The organism is Bacillus proteolyticus (genome assembly GCF_001884065.1).
GTDB classification, from domain to species: domain Bacteria; phylum Bacillota; class Bacilli; order Bacillales; family Bacillaceae_G; genus Bacillus_A; species Bacillus_A proteolyticus.
In genome coordinates this window covers 121,180-139,309 of record NZ_MACH01000081.1, presented here as the reverse complement: position 1 = coordinate 139,309, position 18,130 = coordinate 121,180, and the positions used below count along the sequence as shown (strand labels likewise).

Below are 18,130 nucleotides of genomic sequence, written 5' to 3'. Positions count from 1 at the left end.
TATAAAAGATAATAAAAACTATATGGAAAGACCGAATTTTATATAAAAATATATCTTAAGTTGATGGATGTGGGATAGCACCACATGCCCATCAACTTAAGAACAGGAACTTACGCTTGAACATAATATCAAATTTAAATGAGCAAAGCTCTATTTCAAGTGAATAGAATCCACTCTTTAAGAATACATAAAATATATACATACAAGCTTAGTCTGATTACTACATCATTAGTGAAAGTAGGATTCTATAGATTTTGGAGGAAGAAATATGCAAAAAAAGGTTCTCCTGTTTACAGATTTGGGGATTGATGATGCGTTTGCTATACTGTACACCTTTTTTCGTAAAGACATTCAACTTGTAGGAATTGTAGCCGATTATGGAAATGTATCAAGAGAAAATGTATTAAGAAATATTAACTATTTGAAGTACATTGCGGGAAGGGAAGAGATACCTGTATTCCTTGGTGCTTCTGTACCGTTGACAGGTATAGTGATTCAGTATTTCCCTGAGGTACATGGAAAAGTCGGATTAGGGCCTATTATTCCCCCTGAAATTTCATATCCAGTTTATCCTTTAAATGATATTTATCAAATTATAGAATCAAATTTAGAAAATCTTACAATTATCAATTTAGGAAGACTTTCTTCGTTAGCTACGACTTTTGTATTGAATTTAGAAACAATGCGAAACGTAAGAGAATGCATTTGCATGGGGGGAGCTTTTTTCTATCCAGGTAACGTAACTGCTGTGGCTGAAGCTAACTTTTACTCAGACCCTTATGCAGCAAACTTAATTCTGCAGCATGCAAAGAACTTGACAATTATTCCTTTAAATGTGACTCAACATGCGATTGTTACACCCGAAATGGTCCAGCAAATCGATGCATTTCACCGGAATACACAGGATCTTGCAGGACTCATCATCAAACCTATGTTAGACTATTATTATAAATTCTACTCCAAGTCTAATCCAGGTATAAGTGGAAGTCCTATGCATGATTTTGTGACAGTGTGGTATTTGCTGAATCAAGAGGCTGTGGGCCTTTCAAGAGTACCCATTAAAGTAATTCCTGACCAAGGAGAAGGATTTGGTCAAAGTATTGCAGATTTTCGTTTTGCTACTAATCCAGGCTATAAAACGCATAATGTAGCTTTTCAGTTTGATTATGAAAAATTCAAGAAGGATATTATGGAAACGTTTTTAAAGAAGAGAGTGTAACAGACTTTATTAATTTCAGATAATACGGATTATGTGAATGTAATGCCACTTCACTTAACGTACAGGAATTCGACTTTATTAGGTTAAATTTCGCTTAGCATATAAAACTTCCAAAATGTTGGCTGTATCCCATCACTATCAAGCTAACAAAACAAAGTAAAACACCCCACTAAAATGAAAAAATCCGCGAATTTCTCAAAGTAATTAACTGCAGTGAAAGAAAATTTTCATTTCGGGGTTACATTAAAACTTTAGCTTGATGGCCGTGGATTTCGCCATCAAAATGTGAATTTCATACGCTTAAGGAATTTCTTTGTTAAACGTACATTAAGGAAGTTCCATAAACGATATTTAATATTTGTTATTGAAGGGTTTTGTTATCGTTACTATAAAAAGAATAAATATAAATCGATTTAACTGTTTCAAGATCATCTGTATCGAGTGTATGAAGCTGAAAAATAAAGTTTCATTATAAAGACTAAATGGAATATCAGTTCAGGTAGATAAAATTCATTAGTCGAAATTTCTTGCATAAAGCTGTATAATGCTTGTAACGAAAGGGAAATACAGGAAGGGATTTGTAATGAGTTACTATGGAAAAAGATAAACAACAATTAAGCGTCGAAGTTGCAAGATTATATTATCAATCAGATTATAGTCAGCAAGAAATTGCTAACAAATTAAATATTTCAAGACCGACGATTTCTAGATTATTAAAGTACGCGAAAGAAAAAGGGTTTGTTCAAATTAGCATAGCCGATCCATTTGCGGATTTAGATAACGTTGGGAATTTACTTAAAGAAAAGTACAACCTATTAGAGGCACATGTTGTGTTTTCTCCAGTGCCAGAATATGCAACGATTACGGAGTATATTAGTAAATATGCAGCTGAGTACATGGAAAAGACGGTGAAAAACGGTGATATCGTCGGTGTAAGCTGGGGAATGACGATGTATGAAATCGCTAGGAAAATCGTACCACAACATGTGAAAGGTGTAGAAGTTGTCCAGTTAAAAGGTGGTATTAGTCATTCGAGTGTAAATACATATGCGAATGAGACCATCACTTTATTTGCAGAGGCTTTTCAAACGACGCCAAGAAATTTACCGCTCCCAGTTATATTTGATAATGCGGTGACAAAAGAATTAGTAGAGCAGGATCGACATATTCATCACATTATTGAAATGGGGAAACAAGCAAATATTGCAGTTTTCACTGTTGGAACAGTGCGTGATGAAGCGTTATTATTCCGATTAGGATATTTAGATAAGGATGAAACGAACATTTTGAAAAAACAAGCTGTCGGTGACATTTGTTCACGTTTCTTTGATGGAGACGGAAATATTAGTAGCGAAGAAATTAATAAGCGTACCATTGGAATTGAGTTAGAGGAACTTAAATTAAAGAAACGTTCTATCTTAGTTGCAGGTGGTAATAGAAAAATACAAGCAATTGATGGTGCGTTACGTGGCGGGTATGCAAATGTATTAATTATTGATCAGCATACAGCAAAAGAATTGTTACATTATCAAAAAGGTTAGAAATAAAAGGCTTTCTCAAAATGTTAATTTTGAGAAAGCCTTTTATTTTTAGTATGAATAAATCAATGTGTAGTACCTTGTAAAGTATTTGTAAGGAATGCTCTTTGAATTGATCTCCTTTTTCAAAAATTAGTGAGTTAGCCATAATATCTCTATCTACAAAAGTCCATCCATCTCGCTCCATCATATTGATAAAAGGTTCCATTTTTCCGCGCTTTACTAAGTAGGGGTATTGATTATCTAGCGGTTCTACTTCCACCATTTCTTTATTTTGAATAACCATCTTAGACATAGCTAAAGCAAATGGAATGGGGTTTCCTTCTTGGAAAATAACATCCCTTTTATAAAAAATAAATATGGATAGTGAGGTGCATACTAGCAATGTGAATATAAAGAATTTTGACTTAAACAAGTAGTCCACATCCTTTATTTACAAACTTATACTACTTTCAATGTATTACAAGAAATTCCCTTCTGAAAAATAATGAACAAAATTTCAAAAGTATGTTTACATTTGTTCAACTAAGAGTTAGAATGAAGTTGTTAAAAGATATGAGGAGTGAAGATAATGAACATTGCAAAGTTAATTGACCATACAATTTTAAAACCAAATTCAACTAAAGAAGATGTTATGAAAGTAATCGAAGAAGCAAAGGAATATAAATTCGCTTCTGTTTGTATTAATCCTACATGGATAAAGCTAGCTGCTGAAGAATTAGCTGGACATGATGTAGACGTTTGTACTGTAATCGGTTTCCCATTAGGAGCAAGCACTACTGAAACAAAAGCATTCGAAACAAAAGATGCTATCGCAAAAGGTGCAACTGAAGTTGATATGGTAATCAACGTAGGCGCTTTAAAAGATGGCGACAATGAGTTCGTTGAAAAAGATATTTATGAAGTAGTACAAGTAGCAAAAGGAAAAGCTCTTGTAAAAGTTATTATTGAAACTTGTTTATTAACAGATGAAGAGAAAGTACGCGCTTGTGAATTATCAGTAAAAGCTGGTGCTGATTTCGTAAAAACTTCAACTGGATTCTCAACTGGCGGAGCAACTGCTGAAGACATCGCATTAATGCGTAAAACAGTAGGACCAAACGTTGGTGTAAAAGCATCTGGTGGAGTTCGTACACGTGAAGATGCAGACAAAATGGTAGCTGCTGGAGCTTCTCGCGTTGGAGCTAGTGCTAGTGTTGCAATCGTATTGAATGATGCAAAAGGTGCTACAGATAACTACTAATTAATAATGAAAGTAAAGAGCAATAGATACACGTTTAAAGTAAAGTGTATCTATTGCTTTAACAATTGAAAAATATGTAAGCGGATACGGAGGGAGAAGACGGCTTATGAAATACTTAATCGGTATTTTTGGCCTCGTATTGATTTTAGGTATCGCTTGGCTTGCTAGTAATGATAGAAAGAAAGTCAAATATCGTCCAATCATAACGATGGTTATATTACAATTCATTTTGGGGTTTTTATTATTAAATACAAGCGCTGGGAATATATTAATTAGCGGAATAGCAGATGGCTTTGGAGAGTTATTAAAATATGCCGCTGAGGGTGTGAATTTTGTATTTGGTGGATTAGTAAATCAAAAAGAGTTTTCATTCTTTTTAAGTGTATTAATGCCAATCGTATTTATTTCAGCTTTAATAGGTATTTTACAGCATATTAAAATATTACCTATTATTGTGAAATCTATCGGTCTAGTATTAAGTAAAATAAATGGAATGGGTAAACTAGAATCATATAACGCGGTAGCTTCTGCGATTTTAGGACAATCTGAAGTGTTTATTTCAGTTAAGAAACAACTGGGATTATTGCCAGAGAAAAGAATGTATACATTATGTGCATCTGCAATGTCTACAGTATCTATGTCTATCGTTGGATCATATATGGTGTTATTAAAACCGCAATATGTTGTAACCGCTTTAGTGCTTAACTTATTCGGTGGATTCATCATCGCTTCTATCATTAACCCTTATGAAGTTACTGAAGAAGAAGATATGTTAGAAGTACAAGAAGAAGAGAAAAAGACATTCTTTGAAGTATTAGGGGAATACATTATAGATGGATTTAAAGTTGCGATTACAGTAGCAGCTATGTTAATTGGTTTCGTTGCTCTTATCGCATTCATTAATGCAGTATTTAAAGGTGTAATCGGTATTTCATTCCAAGAAATTCTCGGTTATGTATTTGCACCATTTGCATTTATTATGGGTGTTCCATGGCATGAAGCGGTTAATGCCGGAAATATTATGGCAACAAAATTAGTATCAAATGAATTTGTCGCTATGACAGATTTAGCACAAGGAAACTTTAATTTTTCAGATAGAACGACAGCGATTATATCTGTATTCTTAGTTTCATTTGCAAACTTCTCTTCAATTGGAATTATTGCAGGGGCAGTTAAGAGCTTAAATGAAAAACAAGGGAATGTAGTCGCAAGATTTGGTTTGAAATTACTTTTCGGTGCAACGTTAGTAAGTTTCTTATCAGCAACAATCGTTGGCTTATTATTTTAACAGATTCATATAATATGAAAAGGAATGGTGATTATAATGAGAATGGTAGATATTATTGCGAAAAAACGTGATGGAAAAGAATTAACGACTGAAGAAATCAAATTCTTTATTAATGGATATACAGACGGAAGTATTCCTGATTATCAAGTGAGTGCACTTGCAATGGCAATTTTCTTTAAAGATATGACAGATCGTGAACGTGCAGATTTAACAATGGCAATGGTTGAGTCTGGAGAAACGATTGATTTATCAGCAATTGAAGGAATTAAAGTAGACAAACATTCAACTGGCGGTGTTGGTGATACAACAACATTAGTATTAGGACCATTAGTAGCTGCTTTAGATGTACCAGTAGCAAAAATGTCTGGTCGTGGTTTAGGACATACAGGCGGAACAATTGATAAATTAGAAGCGGTAGAAGGATTCCACGTTGAGATTACGAACGAGCAATTCATTGATATTGTAAACCGCGACAAAGTAGCTGTTATCGGACAAACAGGAAACTTAACACCTGCAGATAAAAAGATTTATGCATTGCGTGACGTCACAGGAACAGTAAACTCAATTCCTTTAATCGCAAGTTCAATTATGAGTAAAAAAATTGCAGCTGGTGCTGACGCGATCGTACTTGATGTAAAAACAGGTGCTGGCGCATTTATGAAAACAGAAGAAGATGCAAAAGAATTAGCACATGCAATGGTACGTATCGGAAATAATGTTGGACGTCAAACGATGGCTGTTATTTCAGATATGTCACAGCCTCTTGGTTTTGCGATTGGTAATGCTCTTGAAGTGAAAGAAGCAATCGATACATTAAAAGGCGAAGGTCCAGAAGATTTAACAGAATTAGTACTTGTATTAGGAAGTCAAATGGTTGTACTTGCGAAAAAAGCTAATACATTAGAAGAAGCTCGTGAAATGTTAATTGAAGTTATGAAAAACGGAAAAGCAACTGAGAAATTTAAAGAGTTCTTAAGCAATCAAGGTGGAGATAGCTCGATTGTAGATCATCCAGAAAAAATGCCACAAGCGAAATATGTAATTGATGTACCTGCTAAAACTTCAGGTGTTATTTCTAACATTGTTGCAGATGAAATCGGTATCGCAGCTATGCTACTTGGTGCTGGTCGTGCGACAAAAGAAGATGAAATCGATTTAGCAGTAGGATTAATGTTACGTAAAAAAGTTGGCGATGCAGTAAAAGAAGGCGAGCCATTCGTAACAATTTACGCAAATCGTGAAAATGTAGAAGATGTAAAAGCTAAAATTTATGAAAACATTTCTATCGCTGAAACAGCAGTGGCTCCTAAATTAGTTCATACAGTTATTACTGATTAATCATAATTACAGTTACTTTGAGGAGGAAATAATATGGATAAGAAAAAATATATTGAAGAAGCGAATAAGATGTTATCAAAAGCGTATATTCCGTATTCAAAATTTCCTGTTGGCGCAGCATTAGTTACGAAAGAAGGTAAAATTTATACTGGTTGTAATATAGAAAATGCTTCTTACGGTTTATGTAACTGTGCAGAAAGAACGGCAATCTTTAAAGCAGTATCAGAAGGTGAGCGCGATTTTAGTTACTTAGTCATTACAGGCGAAACGGATGGACCTATTTCACCATGTGGTGCTTGTAGACAAGTAATTGCTGAGTTCTGTGATCCGAAAATGCCTGTATTACTAACGAATGTAAAAGGTGATGAAAAAGAAGTGACGGTTGAACAGTTATTGCCGGGTGCTTTCACAATTGAAGATTTAAAATAAGTAAAAGCCATTCCACAAGGAAAAGTTGTGGAATGGCTTTTTTGTTTTTAAAAAATAGAATGTAACATTCTGTTCATATTCCGTTCATAAACATTACGTAAAATAATTGCAGCGGATATGGAAAACGACGATATGAATTGTCGTTCTACAGCAGGAGGAATATAATGAAGAAATTATATAATGCAGCATTCATTTACTTAATTATTGGTTTATTATCAGGTGTATTTGCAAGAGAGTATACAAAAGCACAAGGAATTAAAGGATCTACTATGTTACAGCTAGTGCATACGCATGTATTAGTATTAGGATTCATATTCTTTTTGGTTGCATTAGCTTTATTTAAAGTGTTTCATGTACAAGAAACAAAAAGCTTTCACGCATGGTTTATTGTTTATAATGCAGGATTAATTTTTACTATCACTACAATGGTATTTAGAGGTCTTCTACAAGTAAACGGAACTGACTTTAACGGTTTAAGCCATATGACTGGATTAGCTCATGTCATTATAAGTATCGGGCTCGTTTGGTTTATGATTTTGCTTAAAAAGTCTTTTAAATAGATAGGAGTGGAGAATATGAATATAGCCCTTTTATCAAGTATCGTAGCAGTTTGTATGGCTGTTGGAGTAATGTTTCTACGTTTTAAAGCAGCGAAAAAACCGGTAACGAAAAAGAAAATTATATTACCGCCAATTTTTATGAGTACTGGTGCAATGATGTACTTCTTACCGGAATTTAGGTTAACATCGTTAGAAATAGGAGAGGCAATTATCATAGGGCTTATTTTCTCTATATTTCTTATTAAAACAACTAAGTTCGAAATAAGAGACGAACAAATATATATGAAACCGTCTAAAGCATTTATATTTATTTTAGTTGGGCTATTAGCTGTACGAGTAGCATTGAAATCATATTTAAGTCAATCGATTGATTTAGCACAGTTAAGTGGAATGTTTTTCTTACTCGCATTTGCGATGATCGTATCGTGGAGAATTGCGATGTATCGCTCGTATGTTAAATTAGAAAAGACAATAAAAAGAGCTGGAATTTCTATATAGAAATTTCAGCTCTTTTTATGTTTTATTGAACTTCTTTAGCGCGGAACTCATTTGCTTAATTTTAAACGTATTTGAGCATCTTGTAATGCAACTGGTGTAACGTTAAGACCTTTTGGATCAACAATTTTTGTATTTAATAAAATAGAATCTAGGCTTCCGCGAAATGTTTTTGTATAGTTTTGACGCAACATTTGTTGTTCTTGTTTTTCATCAACCGTTAATCCAGATGTTCTTTCTTTTTTTGATAATTCGTTAATACGGAATAAAATTTTTTGCATTTGTTTTCACCTCTAGTTAAATTTAATTAAATTAGTTACTTACTAATTTATAGTTATTTTAACGTGTAATTTTTATTATGTCAACACCATCTAAAAAGGTTAATAATTGACGAAAAATTATAACAATAATAGAATGAATTGTATTGGATAATTAGTTTGAAAAACATACATAGAACACTAGGGGGATTATTATGAAGTCAACATTTTTTACTCAAAATAGAGAACGATTAGCGAAAACATTACATGATGAATCTATTACTATTTTATTTGCTGAACAGGCACCTCATATGTCAGCTGATGCACATTATAAATTTGTGCCGAATCGAAATTTTTACTACTTAACGGGAATTGATGAGCCGAATGTTATTTTCATGTTGAAAAAGTTTGGAAATAGTATAGAAGAAACTCTTTTCATTGAAAAATCAGATCCAGTGCTTGAAAAATGGGTTGGAAAAACAGTGTCTAAAGAAGATGCAGAACAAATTTCAGGCATAAAAAAAGTTGTATATATAGAAAGCTTTGAAAAGACAATGGCAAATACACTTTTCGCAGAAAATGTGAAACATGTGTATTTAGATTTAGAGTGTCGTGAGTGGAAGGGTACTGAAACGAAAACTTTAGCGTTTGCTAAACATGTAAGAGAACAATATCCACACGTTTTAATTGGTAATGTATACCCGAATATTTGTGAATTACGAGTGTTTAAAACAGAGGAAGAAATTGAAATTATTAAAGGAGCAATTGCTGTAACGAAAGAGGGTATTTATAATGTGCTGAAGCATGCAAAATCGGATGTGATGGAATTTGAATTAGAAGCACATTTTGATTTTACACTAAAATCATCTGGAATTAAGCATCATGCGTTCAATACAATTTTGGCAAGCGGTAAAAATGCCACAGTCCTTCATTATGAAGACAATGATGCACAAATTCAAAATGGCGATTTAGTACTGCTTGATTTAGGTGCTCAAAAAGACTACTACAATGCTGATATTAGTTATACATTCCCAGCGAGTGGAGCATTTTCTAGTCGCCAAAAACAAATATATAATATCGTATTAAAAGCATTAAAAGAAACAACAGAGATTATTAAGCCGGGAGTAAAGTTTGCTGCATTAAATGAGCATACAAAAAAAGTACTAGCAGAAGAGTGTAAAGAAATTGGTTTAATTCAAGAAGACGAAGAGTTATCAAAATACTATTATCATGGTGTTAGCCACTTCCTTGGTTTAGATACGCATGATGTAGGAACATACAAAGATAGAGTGTTAGAAGAAGGTATGGTTATTACGATAGAACCGGGCCTTTACATCGAGGACGAATCAATTGGTATTCGTATTGAAGATGACATTCTTGTAACGAAAGACGGGTATGAAAACTTGTCAAAAGATATCATTAGAGAAGTTGAAGAAATCGAAGAGTTTATGAGCGAAAATAATGAACATATAAAGGGAAATCAGGCCGTAGTTAAATAATAAGAAAAAAGGTAAGCACTAATGTATTTGAACTTTATCTCGAATCGTGGACACTTAAAAAAGCCCATGATTCGGGATAGAGTTCGGCGCTACCTTCGAAATACTAATCTTTAATCACTAATCCCAATAAAGTTGCGAACTGAACAGCTTGATATGTTGATACTTTACATCCTCTTAAATCGTTCACTGAAACTGTAAGTGTATCAAAATTAGAAGAACTAATATCTATCCCCTTCAGTGATGTTTGATCAAAATTAGCTTCGTCAAGGCTACATAATTGGAATTCAACTTTTTTTAGTTTACAGTCAAAGAAATCCGCATTATTTAATGAAGTTTCATTAAATATAATTTTTTCTAGTTTAGAATTTCCAAATGCCGCTAAATTCAAAATTGAATTCTCAAATTTAACATTTCCTAAGCTAGATTCTGTAAAATTAACCCCAATTAATTTACTATTTTTAAATTCAACTCTGTGAACAGAAGAATTGCTTAAATTAACATTTGATAAATCGCAGTTTTCAAAACAAACATCTGTAATATCGATATTGCTAAAGTCTGTATTAGTGAACTTACAATTCTTTATCACTACATTATATAATCGCACTCTATCTAAAGATTCATTTTCGAAAGTGGAGTCTATAATTTCACACATTTCTAATGTAGGATCTTCTTCATAAAAAATATCTTGAAAATTCTTTGAAGATAACTCTGGTGAAATTTTTGGTCTATCAATTTTCATAGTATATCAATCCTCTTCTTTTTAATATATAAGTGTATTTCAGGTTTAGTGAATTTTTGGAAGGAACATTAGTTCTCATTATACACAATCCTACGTTTTTTTGTGAAGAGCCTTTTAGTTACTTTTTTATTTAATTACATCTCCTTATTTTCTTGAAAATCGTTTTTTATAATGATTTTGAAAAAGAAAAAGGAGGAGTTTTCGATGAAAAGATTTGTATTAACAGCAGTTACAGTCTCCGTAATATCTTTAATTGCTGCATGTTCTGCGACCACAAATACAACAAAAGATCATAAAAATATGAACGATAAAAAAACAACACAGACTGAGACGGCTACAAAGCCATTGAAAGTTGTAAAAGGACCAGAAGTTACTTTAGTAGCGAAAGAAGAAAAACAAAAGCTAAGTAGCGGTGTTATTGTTCCAGTCTGGACATTTAATGGTTCATCCCCAGGCCCAGAAATTAGGGTGAAAAAAGGTGAAAAGGTTAAAGTGACATTAAAAAATGAATTACCTACGCCAGTATCTATTCATTGGCATGGGTATCCTGTCCCAAATAACATGGATGGAATTCCAGGCGTGACACAAGATGCGGTTGAATCAGGAAAAAGTTTCACCTATGAATTTGAAGCAAACGTACCAGGAACGTATTGGTATCATTCACATCAAGATTCTGTAAATCAACTAGATAGAGGCTTGTATGGTGCTCTTATTGTAGAGGATACAAATGAAAAGTATGATAAAGATTACACATTAATGTTAGATGAATGGGTAACAGATAAAGAAGAAATTAATAAGCAGTTAAAAGAAATGACAAAAGGGCCAACAGGTAATAAATCTAAGAGTAATGAAAATACGAAAAAGAATGATGATATGAAAGGCATGGATCATTCCGGTATGGACATGGGCAGTGATAAAAAAGACTCTGGTAATATGGCAGGCATGGATCATGGAAATATGAAGATGGAAGGTCATGATATGAGTATGTATGACTTATTCACAATCAATGGTAAAAGCGGTGATTTAGTAGAGCCATTAAAAGTGAATAAGGGGGATAAAGTTCGTCTTCGACTCGTTAATTCGGGTTATCTATCACATGATATACACGTTCACGGTCATGATATAAAAGTAATTGCAACAGATGGTCAACCAATTAATGATCCAAAAGTTATAAAAGACAAAGTAATTTCAATTGCACCGGGTGAACGTTATGATGTTGAATTTACTGCTAACAATTTTGGGAAATGGTACGTTGAAGACCATTCAGAAAATAAGGGTGCAAAAGGAATGAAAGCTGTTATTGAATATGAAGGTAGTAAAGAGATGAACGATAAAGGAAACGAAAAAGAAAAACTACCAAAATTAGATATGACGAAATATGGTGCGAAAAAATTAGGTAGTTTCACGTTAGACCAGCAGTATACTGCCACATATAATATGGACTTGAATACGCAAATGAATGGAAATGAAATGGTATATACAATAAACGGAAAAGTATTTCCGGATATTGATCCAATTCCAGTGAAAAAGGGTGACTTAGTAAAAGTAAAATTGGTAAATCAATCTAAAATGGACGATCATCCGATGCATTTACATGGTCATTTCTTCCAGGTGTTGAGTAAAGATGGAAAACCGATAGAAGGTTCTCCAATTGTTAAAGATACATTGAACTTAAAACCGGGAGAAGAATATGAAGTAGCCTTTGTAGCAGATAATCCGGGTGATTGGATGTTCCACTGTCATGATTTACATCATGCTTCCGCGGGGATGGTAACAGAGGTGAAATATACAGATTATAAATCTGATTATGTTCCAAACCCAAGCATTCCTAATAAGCCAGAATAAAATGAAGCAGTTATCCTATGGATAGCTGCTTATTAATTTTCGGTGCAAGTGTCAATGTATATGTCGATCATGCTCGGGTGAAGGTGGGGGAGTATGATCTGGGAATGTCACGAATACGGCAACGATAATTACTACACTAATTGAAAGTAATAACAAAAAACGCCGTTGGATAAAAGTAGAAAAGGTGTCTGATAAAAGTTGAATCATACATGACATAGTTATCGTTATAGTAAGTAAAAGGCTAATGAAGAGTATACTATGGGCTTGTTGAGCGTTTAGCATTTCTGTAATCATTGCCCCCATCATACTTGCCATTAATCCAGAGAACATTCCTTCTAAGGCAGTATACAGGTGAAAACGTAGACCGACTAAAAAACCGATAAAACCACTAATCAAAATAGCAAGCAAAGTAGAATATAGTAATTCTCCTTTCAAGAGAATCCCTAAATAAAAACCGATACTTAAACCGATACTCATACTAAAAGACATAATAAATACCATATACTCCATTAGGGTACCCTTACGTTTAGAAATATATGATGTGATAATAATCGAGATACAACAAAGTGTTAAGGCAGTTAACGTATAAGCAAACATCATGATACCTCCCTGTCCTATCATTCACTTCATCATATGTTCAAATGGAGAGTACTTATGCTAATATATATCTGCAAATTATCTGCACAATTTAAAAAAGGTAAGTTCAATATAATTCTCAAATAATGATGGTTATCTTAGTAGACGATGCTCCATAAGGAATTGTTATATTTTTGATTTTATAGAATATATGGAAGTAAATAGTAGTGGATGAAAAAGACGCTCGATTTTGAGCGTCTTTTTTGTCTACGAGCATGTGAAAGAAATTGTTATATAATGAGTTTCTATTGTGAAGCCATAAAGAATAAGCGTATAATATTATAGGTCTCCCATTTGTGAGGCAAACTGCGAATGATAAATAAGATCGTTGTTTTATCATCGCTTCTAAACATATATACAATGAAAGTAACACTGGAATACAGATAGGGAGTTATAAAATGAAATTAATTATTGCCGAGAAACCAGATCAAGGTTTGGCTCTTGTTTCACAGTTTAAATGTCGCCGGAAAGATGGATATTTAGAAGTAGAAGCGAATGAGTTATTTCCAAATGGAGCGTACTGTACATGGGCAATTGGTCATTTGACGCAGTTATGTAATCCAGAACATTATCACGCTGAGTGGAAGAAATGGTCACTTAATACATTACCGATGATTCCAGAGCGTTTTCAGTTTGAGGTAACAAAGTCAAAGTATAAGCAATTTAACGTTGTGAAACAGCTGTTACATAATCCTCAGGTGACAGAAATTATTCACGCGGGCGATGCTGGGCGTGAAGGGGAACTGATCGTACGAAACATTATTAATCTTTGCAACGTGCAAAAGCCAATGAAGCGTCTTTGGATCTCATCTTTAACGAAGCAAGCAATTTATCAAGGGTTTAAAAACTTACTTGATGAAGCAGATACGATTAATACGTATTACGAAGCATATACAAGATCATGTGCTGACTGGGTGGTTGGTATGAATGCATCGCGTGTCTTTAGCATTTTGCTAAAGAAAAAGGGAATGAATGATGTGTTTTCCGCTGGTCGTGTACAAACACCAACATTAGCACTCATCGTAAAGCGTGAGAAAGAAATAGAGAACTTTAAGTCAGAGCCGTTTTGGGAAGTGTTCGCAACCTTTAATATAGAAGGAAAGAAGTATGAGGGGAAATGGGAGAAAGATAATGAGTCCCGCCTAAATGATCCTGATTTGGCAAATAAAATTGCAGCGTTTTGTCAAAACAAACCGGCTGTAGTAAAAGAAATGAAAACGGAGCGTAAAGAGTTTCAGCCACCGTTTTTATTTAATTTATCAGCACTGCAAGCGACAGCGAATAAAGCTTTTAAATTTTCACCGAAAAAGACGCTTGATATAACACAAGCACTATATCAAAAAGGGATAGTTTCTTATCCACGTTCAGATTCTAACTATGTTACACAAGGAGAAGCAGCGACGTTCCCTGATATTTTACAGAAGTTAAGTCAGTTTGATGAATATAAAGGCTTATTGCCAGCACCAATTGAATCAATTATGAATAACAAGCGTTATGTGAATGAAAAGAAAGTTACAGATCACTACGCAATTATTCCGACAGAACAAGTTACAAACCCAAGTAAATTATCGGGTGATGAAAAGAAAATTTACGATATGATTGTAAGAAGACTTATTGCGGCGCATTATGAAGTAGCAATCTTTGACTACACAACAATTACAACTCTTGTAGAAGAACGTGCTGCGTTCATTTCGAAAGGAAAACAGCAAATTCAAGAAGGTTGGCGTAAAGTTATTTTCCAAGACGATAAAGATGACGAAACGATTCTTCCAATTGTAGCTGAAGGTGAACAAGGCAAAGTTGTAAAGGTGAAAGTGAAAGAAGGAAAAACACAGCCACCGAAGCGTTATACGGAAGGACAACTTATTACGCTAATGAAAACGGCAGGTAAGTATTTAGAGAATGAAGAGCTGGAGAAAGTATTAAAGAAAACAGAAGGTTTAGGTACTGAGGCAACTCGCGCTGGAATTATTACGATGCTGAAAGACCGTAAATATATAGATGTGCAGAAAAACCAAGTGTATGCAACCGATAAAGGTAAAGTTTTAATTACAGCAATCGGCGACAAAATACTAGCTTCACCGGAAATGACTGCAAAATGGGAACAACGTCTTGCGGAAATTGGTGAAGGTACCGCTTCACCAGCTACATTTATGGAACAAACGAAAAAGTTATCAGCTAAAATTATTGAAGACGCGGTTGAAATGTCGGAGAAATGGGATTTCACTGGATTACATGTGGAATCGATTGAGCGAAAAGGATCGAAATTTACAACTGGTAAAAAGGTTGGAAGTTGTAAAAAATGCGATGGTGATGTAATTGATAAATCTACGTTTTACGGTTGTTCCAATTACAATACAACACAATGTGACTTTACCATTTCGAAGAAAATATTAAGTAAAACAATTTCGCAAAAGAATATGACAAAGCTCTTAAAAGGTGAAAAGACCGATTTAATTAAAGGTTTTAAAAAAGGCGAGAAAACGTTTGATGCGAAGTTAGAGTGGAAAGATAATAAGATTAATTTTGTGTTTGAGAATTAATAGTGTCAACAAATAAAAAAGTGCTTTACTGAATAAAAAAATCCTTTCCAAAGTAAAAGGTTATGTAACAGGTTAGGTTTGAAAAAAATATTGATATAATAGAAAAAGCATGACAATTTTATGTCATGCTTTTTTATTTTATAATTACAGACTTTTGTGTACTAATACTAAAAATTATTTAAAATAATTGTTTGAAAAGATAGTATGAAATAGTGTTAAGTAGCAATAAAGTTATTTAATTTACAATAAAGTCTTTTGAAAAATAAAAAAGTTGTTCAAAGATTCTTCTTTAACTAAAAGGCAGGTTAGTTTTAATACAATGTTTGTTTTATCATTTAACCAAAGTGATAGAAGGTCGAAGAAAAGGCAGTAATAAAGAAGTGCCATTCCTAATGTGGACTGGCACTTGGTAAGGTGCAAAATTCATTATTTGATTTCGGCTGAGGAATTTGATTCATCTATTTTTCCTGTACTTTATTATGATTCCTTAAGCAGCCTTCTCTGTTTTAAATACCCATTGTTGGAGAGTTGGTTGATAATACGGTATCATCCACCCTAAAATTTTGCCGATAAAATAGGCGGCAATTAGTGTACCGATTCCGATTGAGCCTAATGATTGAATGAAAACTATACAAATTGCACCGGCCACACAAATGTTTATTAAATCGCTCGAAATTTTTGCTTTACCGAATTTCAAATTGAATTTTTCACTAATTGCATAAGTTAACGCATCATACGGCATTAATGGCAGTTTCGCTGTTGTATAGCCCATTAGACCGACCGCTATAACAAATAAACTAACAATCAAATATACACTTCGAGCAAAGATAGTTTCAGGTGCAGGGAAAAGTTGTACAAGGAAGAGCGTTGCATCCATGAAAAACCCAAATAAAAACGAAATAATGAATTGACTCACAAATTCATTTAACTCCATTCGTTTACTTAATATCACTTGAATAATAATGTATAAAACATTTGCAAGCGCCATTGTCACACCAACCGATAAACCAATCGTTAGCGTACTTGCATATGCTAATGATGACACAGGTGATACACCAAATCCTGCTTGAATCGACATGCTAATGCCAATCGACATAAAAAATAACCCGAGCACGTATAAGGTGATGCGCTTCAAGGTTCTGTTCCGATGATTCATAGTATCTCTCACTTTCTAGTTAATATTATCAATATAAAGACTATAGCTATACAATTAAATATAACGCCAAATTCGACATATGAAAAATATATATATGATAAACTAATCATATCAAAAAACATATAACGGAGAGATACAATGGATTTCAGGCAATTATATTACTTTAAAGAAATTGTGAAACAAGGAAGCATATCTAAAGCAGCAGAAGTGCTCCATATCGCGCAGCCACCACTTAGTCAATTATTAAAAAAGCTTGAAAATGATCTTGGCACAACTTTAATTCATCGATATCGTCAAAAATGGGAGCTTACAGAAACAGGTGAAATACTATACCAATATGCCAATCAAATGCTAATGCAAATTCAAGATGTAAAGCAGCAAATTCAAGAAATTGAACAAGGTATAGGAGGAACAGTAAGTATCGGTGTATCGTCTACATGTTCGAATATGCTCATTGACTATGTTAGTATGTTTAGAACACAATACCCAAATGTTAAAATAAACATAGTAACTGGAAATTCAGAAGAATTATTAAAAAGACTAGAGCAAAGAGAAATTGATGTTGCCTTACTTTTACGATTGGGTAATAGTGAACAATATGAGATGAAAATATTAAAAAAACAACCAACCGCTGTGATTATTCCAACAAGTTGGGCAGCATCGTTTTCATCACAGCATGTGACGATTGAACAGATTGCCCAGTTCCCATTCATTATGCTAGGAGCAATGGAAGGACTCTCCTTCAATGAAGACCTCTTCAAAGTGTTTGATGAACATCAAGTCAAGCCAAATATCATTATCGAGTGTAAAGATATAAGGATGGTTGTAGCACTTGTTAGTAGAGGACTAGGATTATCCGTTATTCCAAGTATGGATTACACATCACCATTTTTAGAACATACAACGCTTTTTGAATTGAAACAATTTGATTTTCATCTAGAGCCTGTAATAGTAAAATTAAAAGACCAACGAATTTCCAAAGTAGCATCTCAATTTTGGGAAATGGTTGATTAGGAGATGTGGATAAAGCAAAAATGGCCTTTAATCAAGTAATATAGACATCGTCCGAAGAATTGAGTCGGAATAAAAAAGTTCTTTACTTGAGGAAGTTTTAAAACTGACTGTAGTTATATAAATAAAAGATAAAAAAGCTCCTGCTCGAGTGAAAGGTGCTATAACAGATTAAGTTTGAAAAAATAATGATAGAAAAGAAAAAGCATGACACTTTTATGTCATGCTTTTTTATTTTTACTTAAAACAAAATATACAACAAAAATATTATATAAAATAATAAAAATTTATTGTAAAACAATAAAAAATATAATAAAATCAAAATCAGAATAAA

General features: G+C 33.5%; 16 protein-coding genes and 1 pseudogene. 12 read left to right on the top strand and 5 right to left on the bottom strand.

Annotation, left to right across the window (positions count from 1 at the left end):
- Nucleotides 1–268: 268 nt before the first annotated feature.
- Complete coding sequence (locus BAQ49_RS13425) at nt 269–1,219, top strand: nucleoside hydrolase (RefSeq protein ID WP_071745725.1); 951 nt, start codon at nt 269–271, stop codon at nt 1,217–1,219.
- 593 nt (nt 1,220–1,812) lie between these two features.
- Nucleotides 1,813–2,760: a DNA-binding transcriptional repressor DeoR gene (locus BAQ49_RS13420; RefSeq protein ID WP_071745724.1), complete on the top strand. Its 948-nt coding sequence runs from the start codon at nt 1,813–1,815 to the stop codon at nt 2,758–2,760.
- A 48-nt stretch (nt 2,761–2,808) separates the two neighbouring features.
- Here the strand turns inward: BAQ49_RS13420 and BAQ49_RS13415 are convergent.
- A pseudogene (locus BAQ49_RS13415) lies at nt 2,809–3,172 on the bottom strand (hypothetical protein).
- A 156-nt stretch (nt 3,173–3,328) separates the two neighbouring features.
- On the opposite strand from BAQ49_RS13415, the gene deoC reads away from it, so the two are divergent.
- The 6 genes from deoC (at nt 3,329) to BAQ49_RS13385 (ending at nt 8,113) form a co-directional block, all read left to right on the top strand.
- A complete protein-coding gene (gene deoC / locus BAQ49_RS13410; protein ID WP_071745723.1) occupies nt 3,329–4,000 on the top strand; it encodes a deoxyribose-phosphate aldolase in 672 nt (223 codons plus the stop codon).
- A 106-nt stretch (nt 4,001–4,106) separates the two neighbouring features.
- Entirely contained in the window at nt 4,107–5,288 is a 1,182-nt protein-coding gene (locus tag BAQ49_RS13405) for a NupC/NupG family nucleoside CNT transporter (RefSeq protein ID WP_071745722.1), read from the top strand.
- A gap of 36 nt (nt 5,289–5,324) precedes the next feature.
- Nucleotides 5,325–6,626 carry a pyrimidine-nucleoside phosphorylase gene (locus BAQ49_RS13400; RefSeq protein ID WP_002118293.1) on the top strand — a complete coding sequence of 434 codons (1,302 nt, stop codon included), beginning with the start codon at nt 5,325–5,327 and terminating at the stop codon, nt 6,624–6,626.
- A 33-nt stretch (nt 6,627–6,659) separates the two neighbouring features.
- Nucleotides 6,660–7,055 (top strand): cytidine deaminase, encoded by a 396-nt coding sequence (locus BAQ49_RS13395; RefSeq protein ID WP_000358534.1) that lies wholly within the window; start codon nt 6,660–6,662, stop codon nt 7,053–7,055.
- Between the two features lie 164 nt (nt 7,056–7,219).
- Entirely contained in the window at nt 7,220–7,615 is a 396-nt protein-coding gene (locus tag BAQ49_RS13390) for a DUF2871 domain-containing protein (protein ID WP_071745721.1), read from the top strand.
- 15 nt (nt 7,616–7,630) lie between these two features.
- Nucleotides 7,631–8,113 carry a CcdC family protein gene (locus tag BAQ49_RS13385; protein WP_071745720.1) on the top strand — a complete coding sequence of 161 codons (483 nt, stop codon included), beginning with the start codon at nt 7,631–7,633 and terminating at the stop codon, nt 8,111–8,113.
- Between the two features lie 47 nt (nt 8,114–8,160).
- On the opposite strand, the gene BAQ49_RS13380 is transcribed toward BAQ49_RS13385, so the two are convergent.
- Nucleotides 8,161–8,391, bottom strand: coding sequence for a DUF896 domain-containing protein (locus BAQ49_RS13380; RefSeq protein ID WP_071745719.1), 231 nt, complete (start codon nt 8,389–8,391; stop codon nt 8,161–8,163).
- 191 nt (nt 8,392–8,582) lie between these two features.
- Here BAQ49_RS13380 and BAQ49_RS13375 point away from each other — a divergent pair, with 191 nt between their 5' ends.
- Nucleotides 8,583–9,866 (top strand): aminopeptidase P family protein, encoded by a 1,284-nt coding sequence (locus BAQ49_RS13375; protein WP_071745718.1) that lies wholly within the window; start codon nt 8,583–8,585, stop codon nt 9,864–9,866.
- Nucleotides 9,867–9,969: 103 nt separating this feature from the next.
- Here BAQ49_RS13375 and BAQ49_RS13370 read toward each other — a convergent pair whose 3' ends face one another.
- Entirely contained in the window at nt 9,970–10,605 is a 636-nt protein-coding gene (locus tag BAQ49_RS13370) for a pentapeptide repeat-containing protein (protein WP_071745717.1), read from the bottom strand.
- Between the two features lie 204 nt (nt 10,606–10,809).
- On the opposite strand from BAQ49_RS13370, the gene BAQ49_RS13365 reads away from it, so the two are divergent.
- Nucleotides 10,810–12,450: a multicopper oxidase family protein gene (locus BAQ49_RS13365; RefSeq protein WP_071745716.1), complete on the top strand. Its 1,641-nt coding sequence runs from the start codon at nt 10,810–10,812 to the stop codon at nt 12,448–12,450.
- Between the two features lie 51 nt (nt 12,451–12,501).
- Here BAQ49_RS13365 and BAQ49_RS13360 read toward each other — a convergent pair whose 3' ends face one another.
- Entirely contained in the window at nt 12,502–13,047 is a 546-nt protein-coding gene (locus BAQ49_RS13360) for a hypothetical protein (protein WP_071745715.1), read from the bottom strand.
- Nucleotides 13,048–13,484: 437 nt separating this feature from the next.
- On the opposite strand from BAQ49_RS13360, the gene topB reads away from it, so the two are divergent.
- Nucleotides 13,485–15,629, top strand: a complete 2,145-nt coding sequence (gene topB, locus BAQ49_RS13350) for a DNA topoisomerase III (RefSeq protein ID WP_071745714.1) — start codon at nt 13,485–13,487, stop codon at nt 15,627–15,629.
- Nucleotides 15,630–16,116: 487 nt separating this feature from the next.
- On the opposite strand, the gene BAQ49_RS13345 is transcribed toward topB, so the two are convergent.
- Nucleotides 16,117–16,785, bottom strand: coding sequence for a YczE/YyaS/YitT family protein (locus BAQ49_RS13345; protein WP_071745713.1), 669 nt, complete (start codon nt 16,783–16,785; stop codon nt 16,117–16,119).
- Nucleotides 16,786–16,923: 138 nt separating this feature from the next.
- On the opposite strand from BAQ49_RS13345, the gene BAQ49_RS13340 reads away from it, so the two are divergent.
- Nucleotides 16,924–17,799, top strand: coding sequence for a LysR family transcriptional regulator (locus tag BAQ49_RS13340; RefSeq protein ID WP_071745712.1), 876 nt, complete (start codon nt 16,924–16,926; stop codon nt 17,797–17,799).
- Nucleotides 17,800–18,130: the final 331 nt, after the last annotated feature.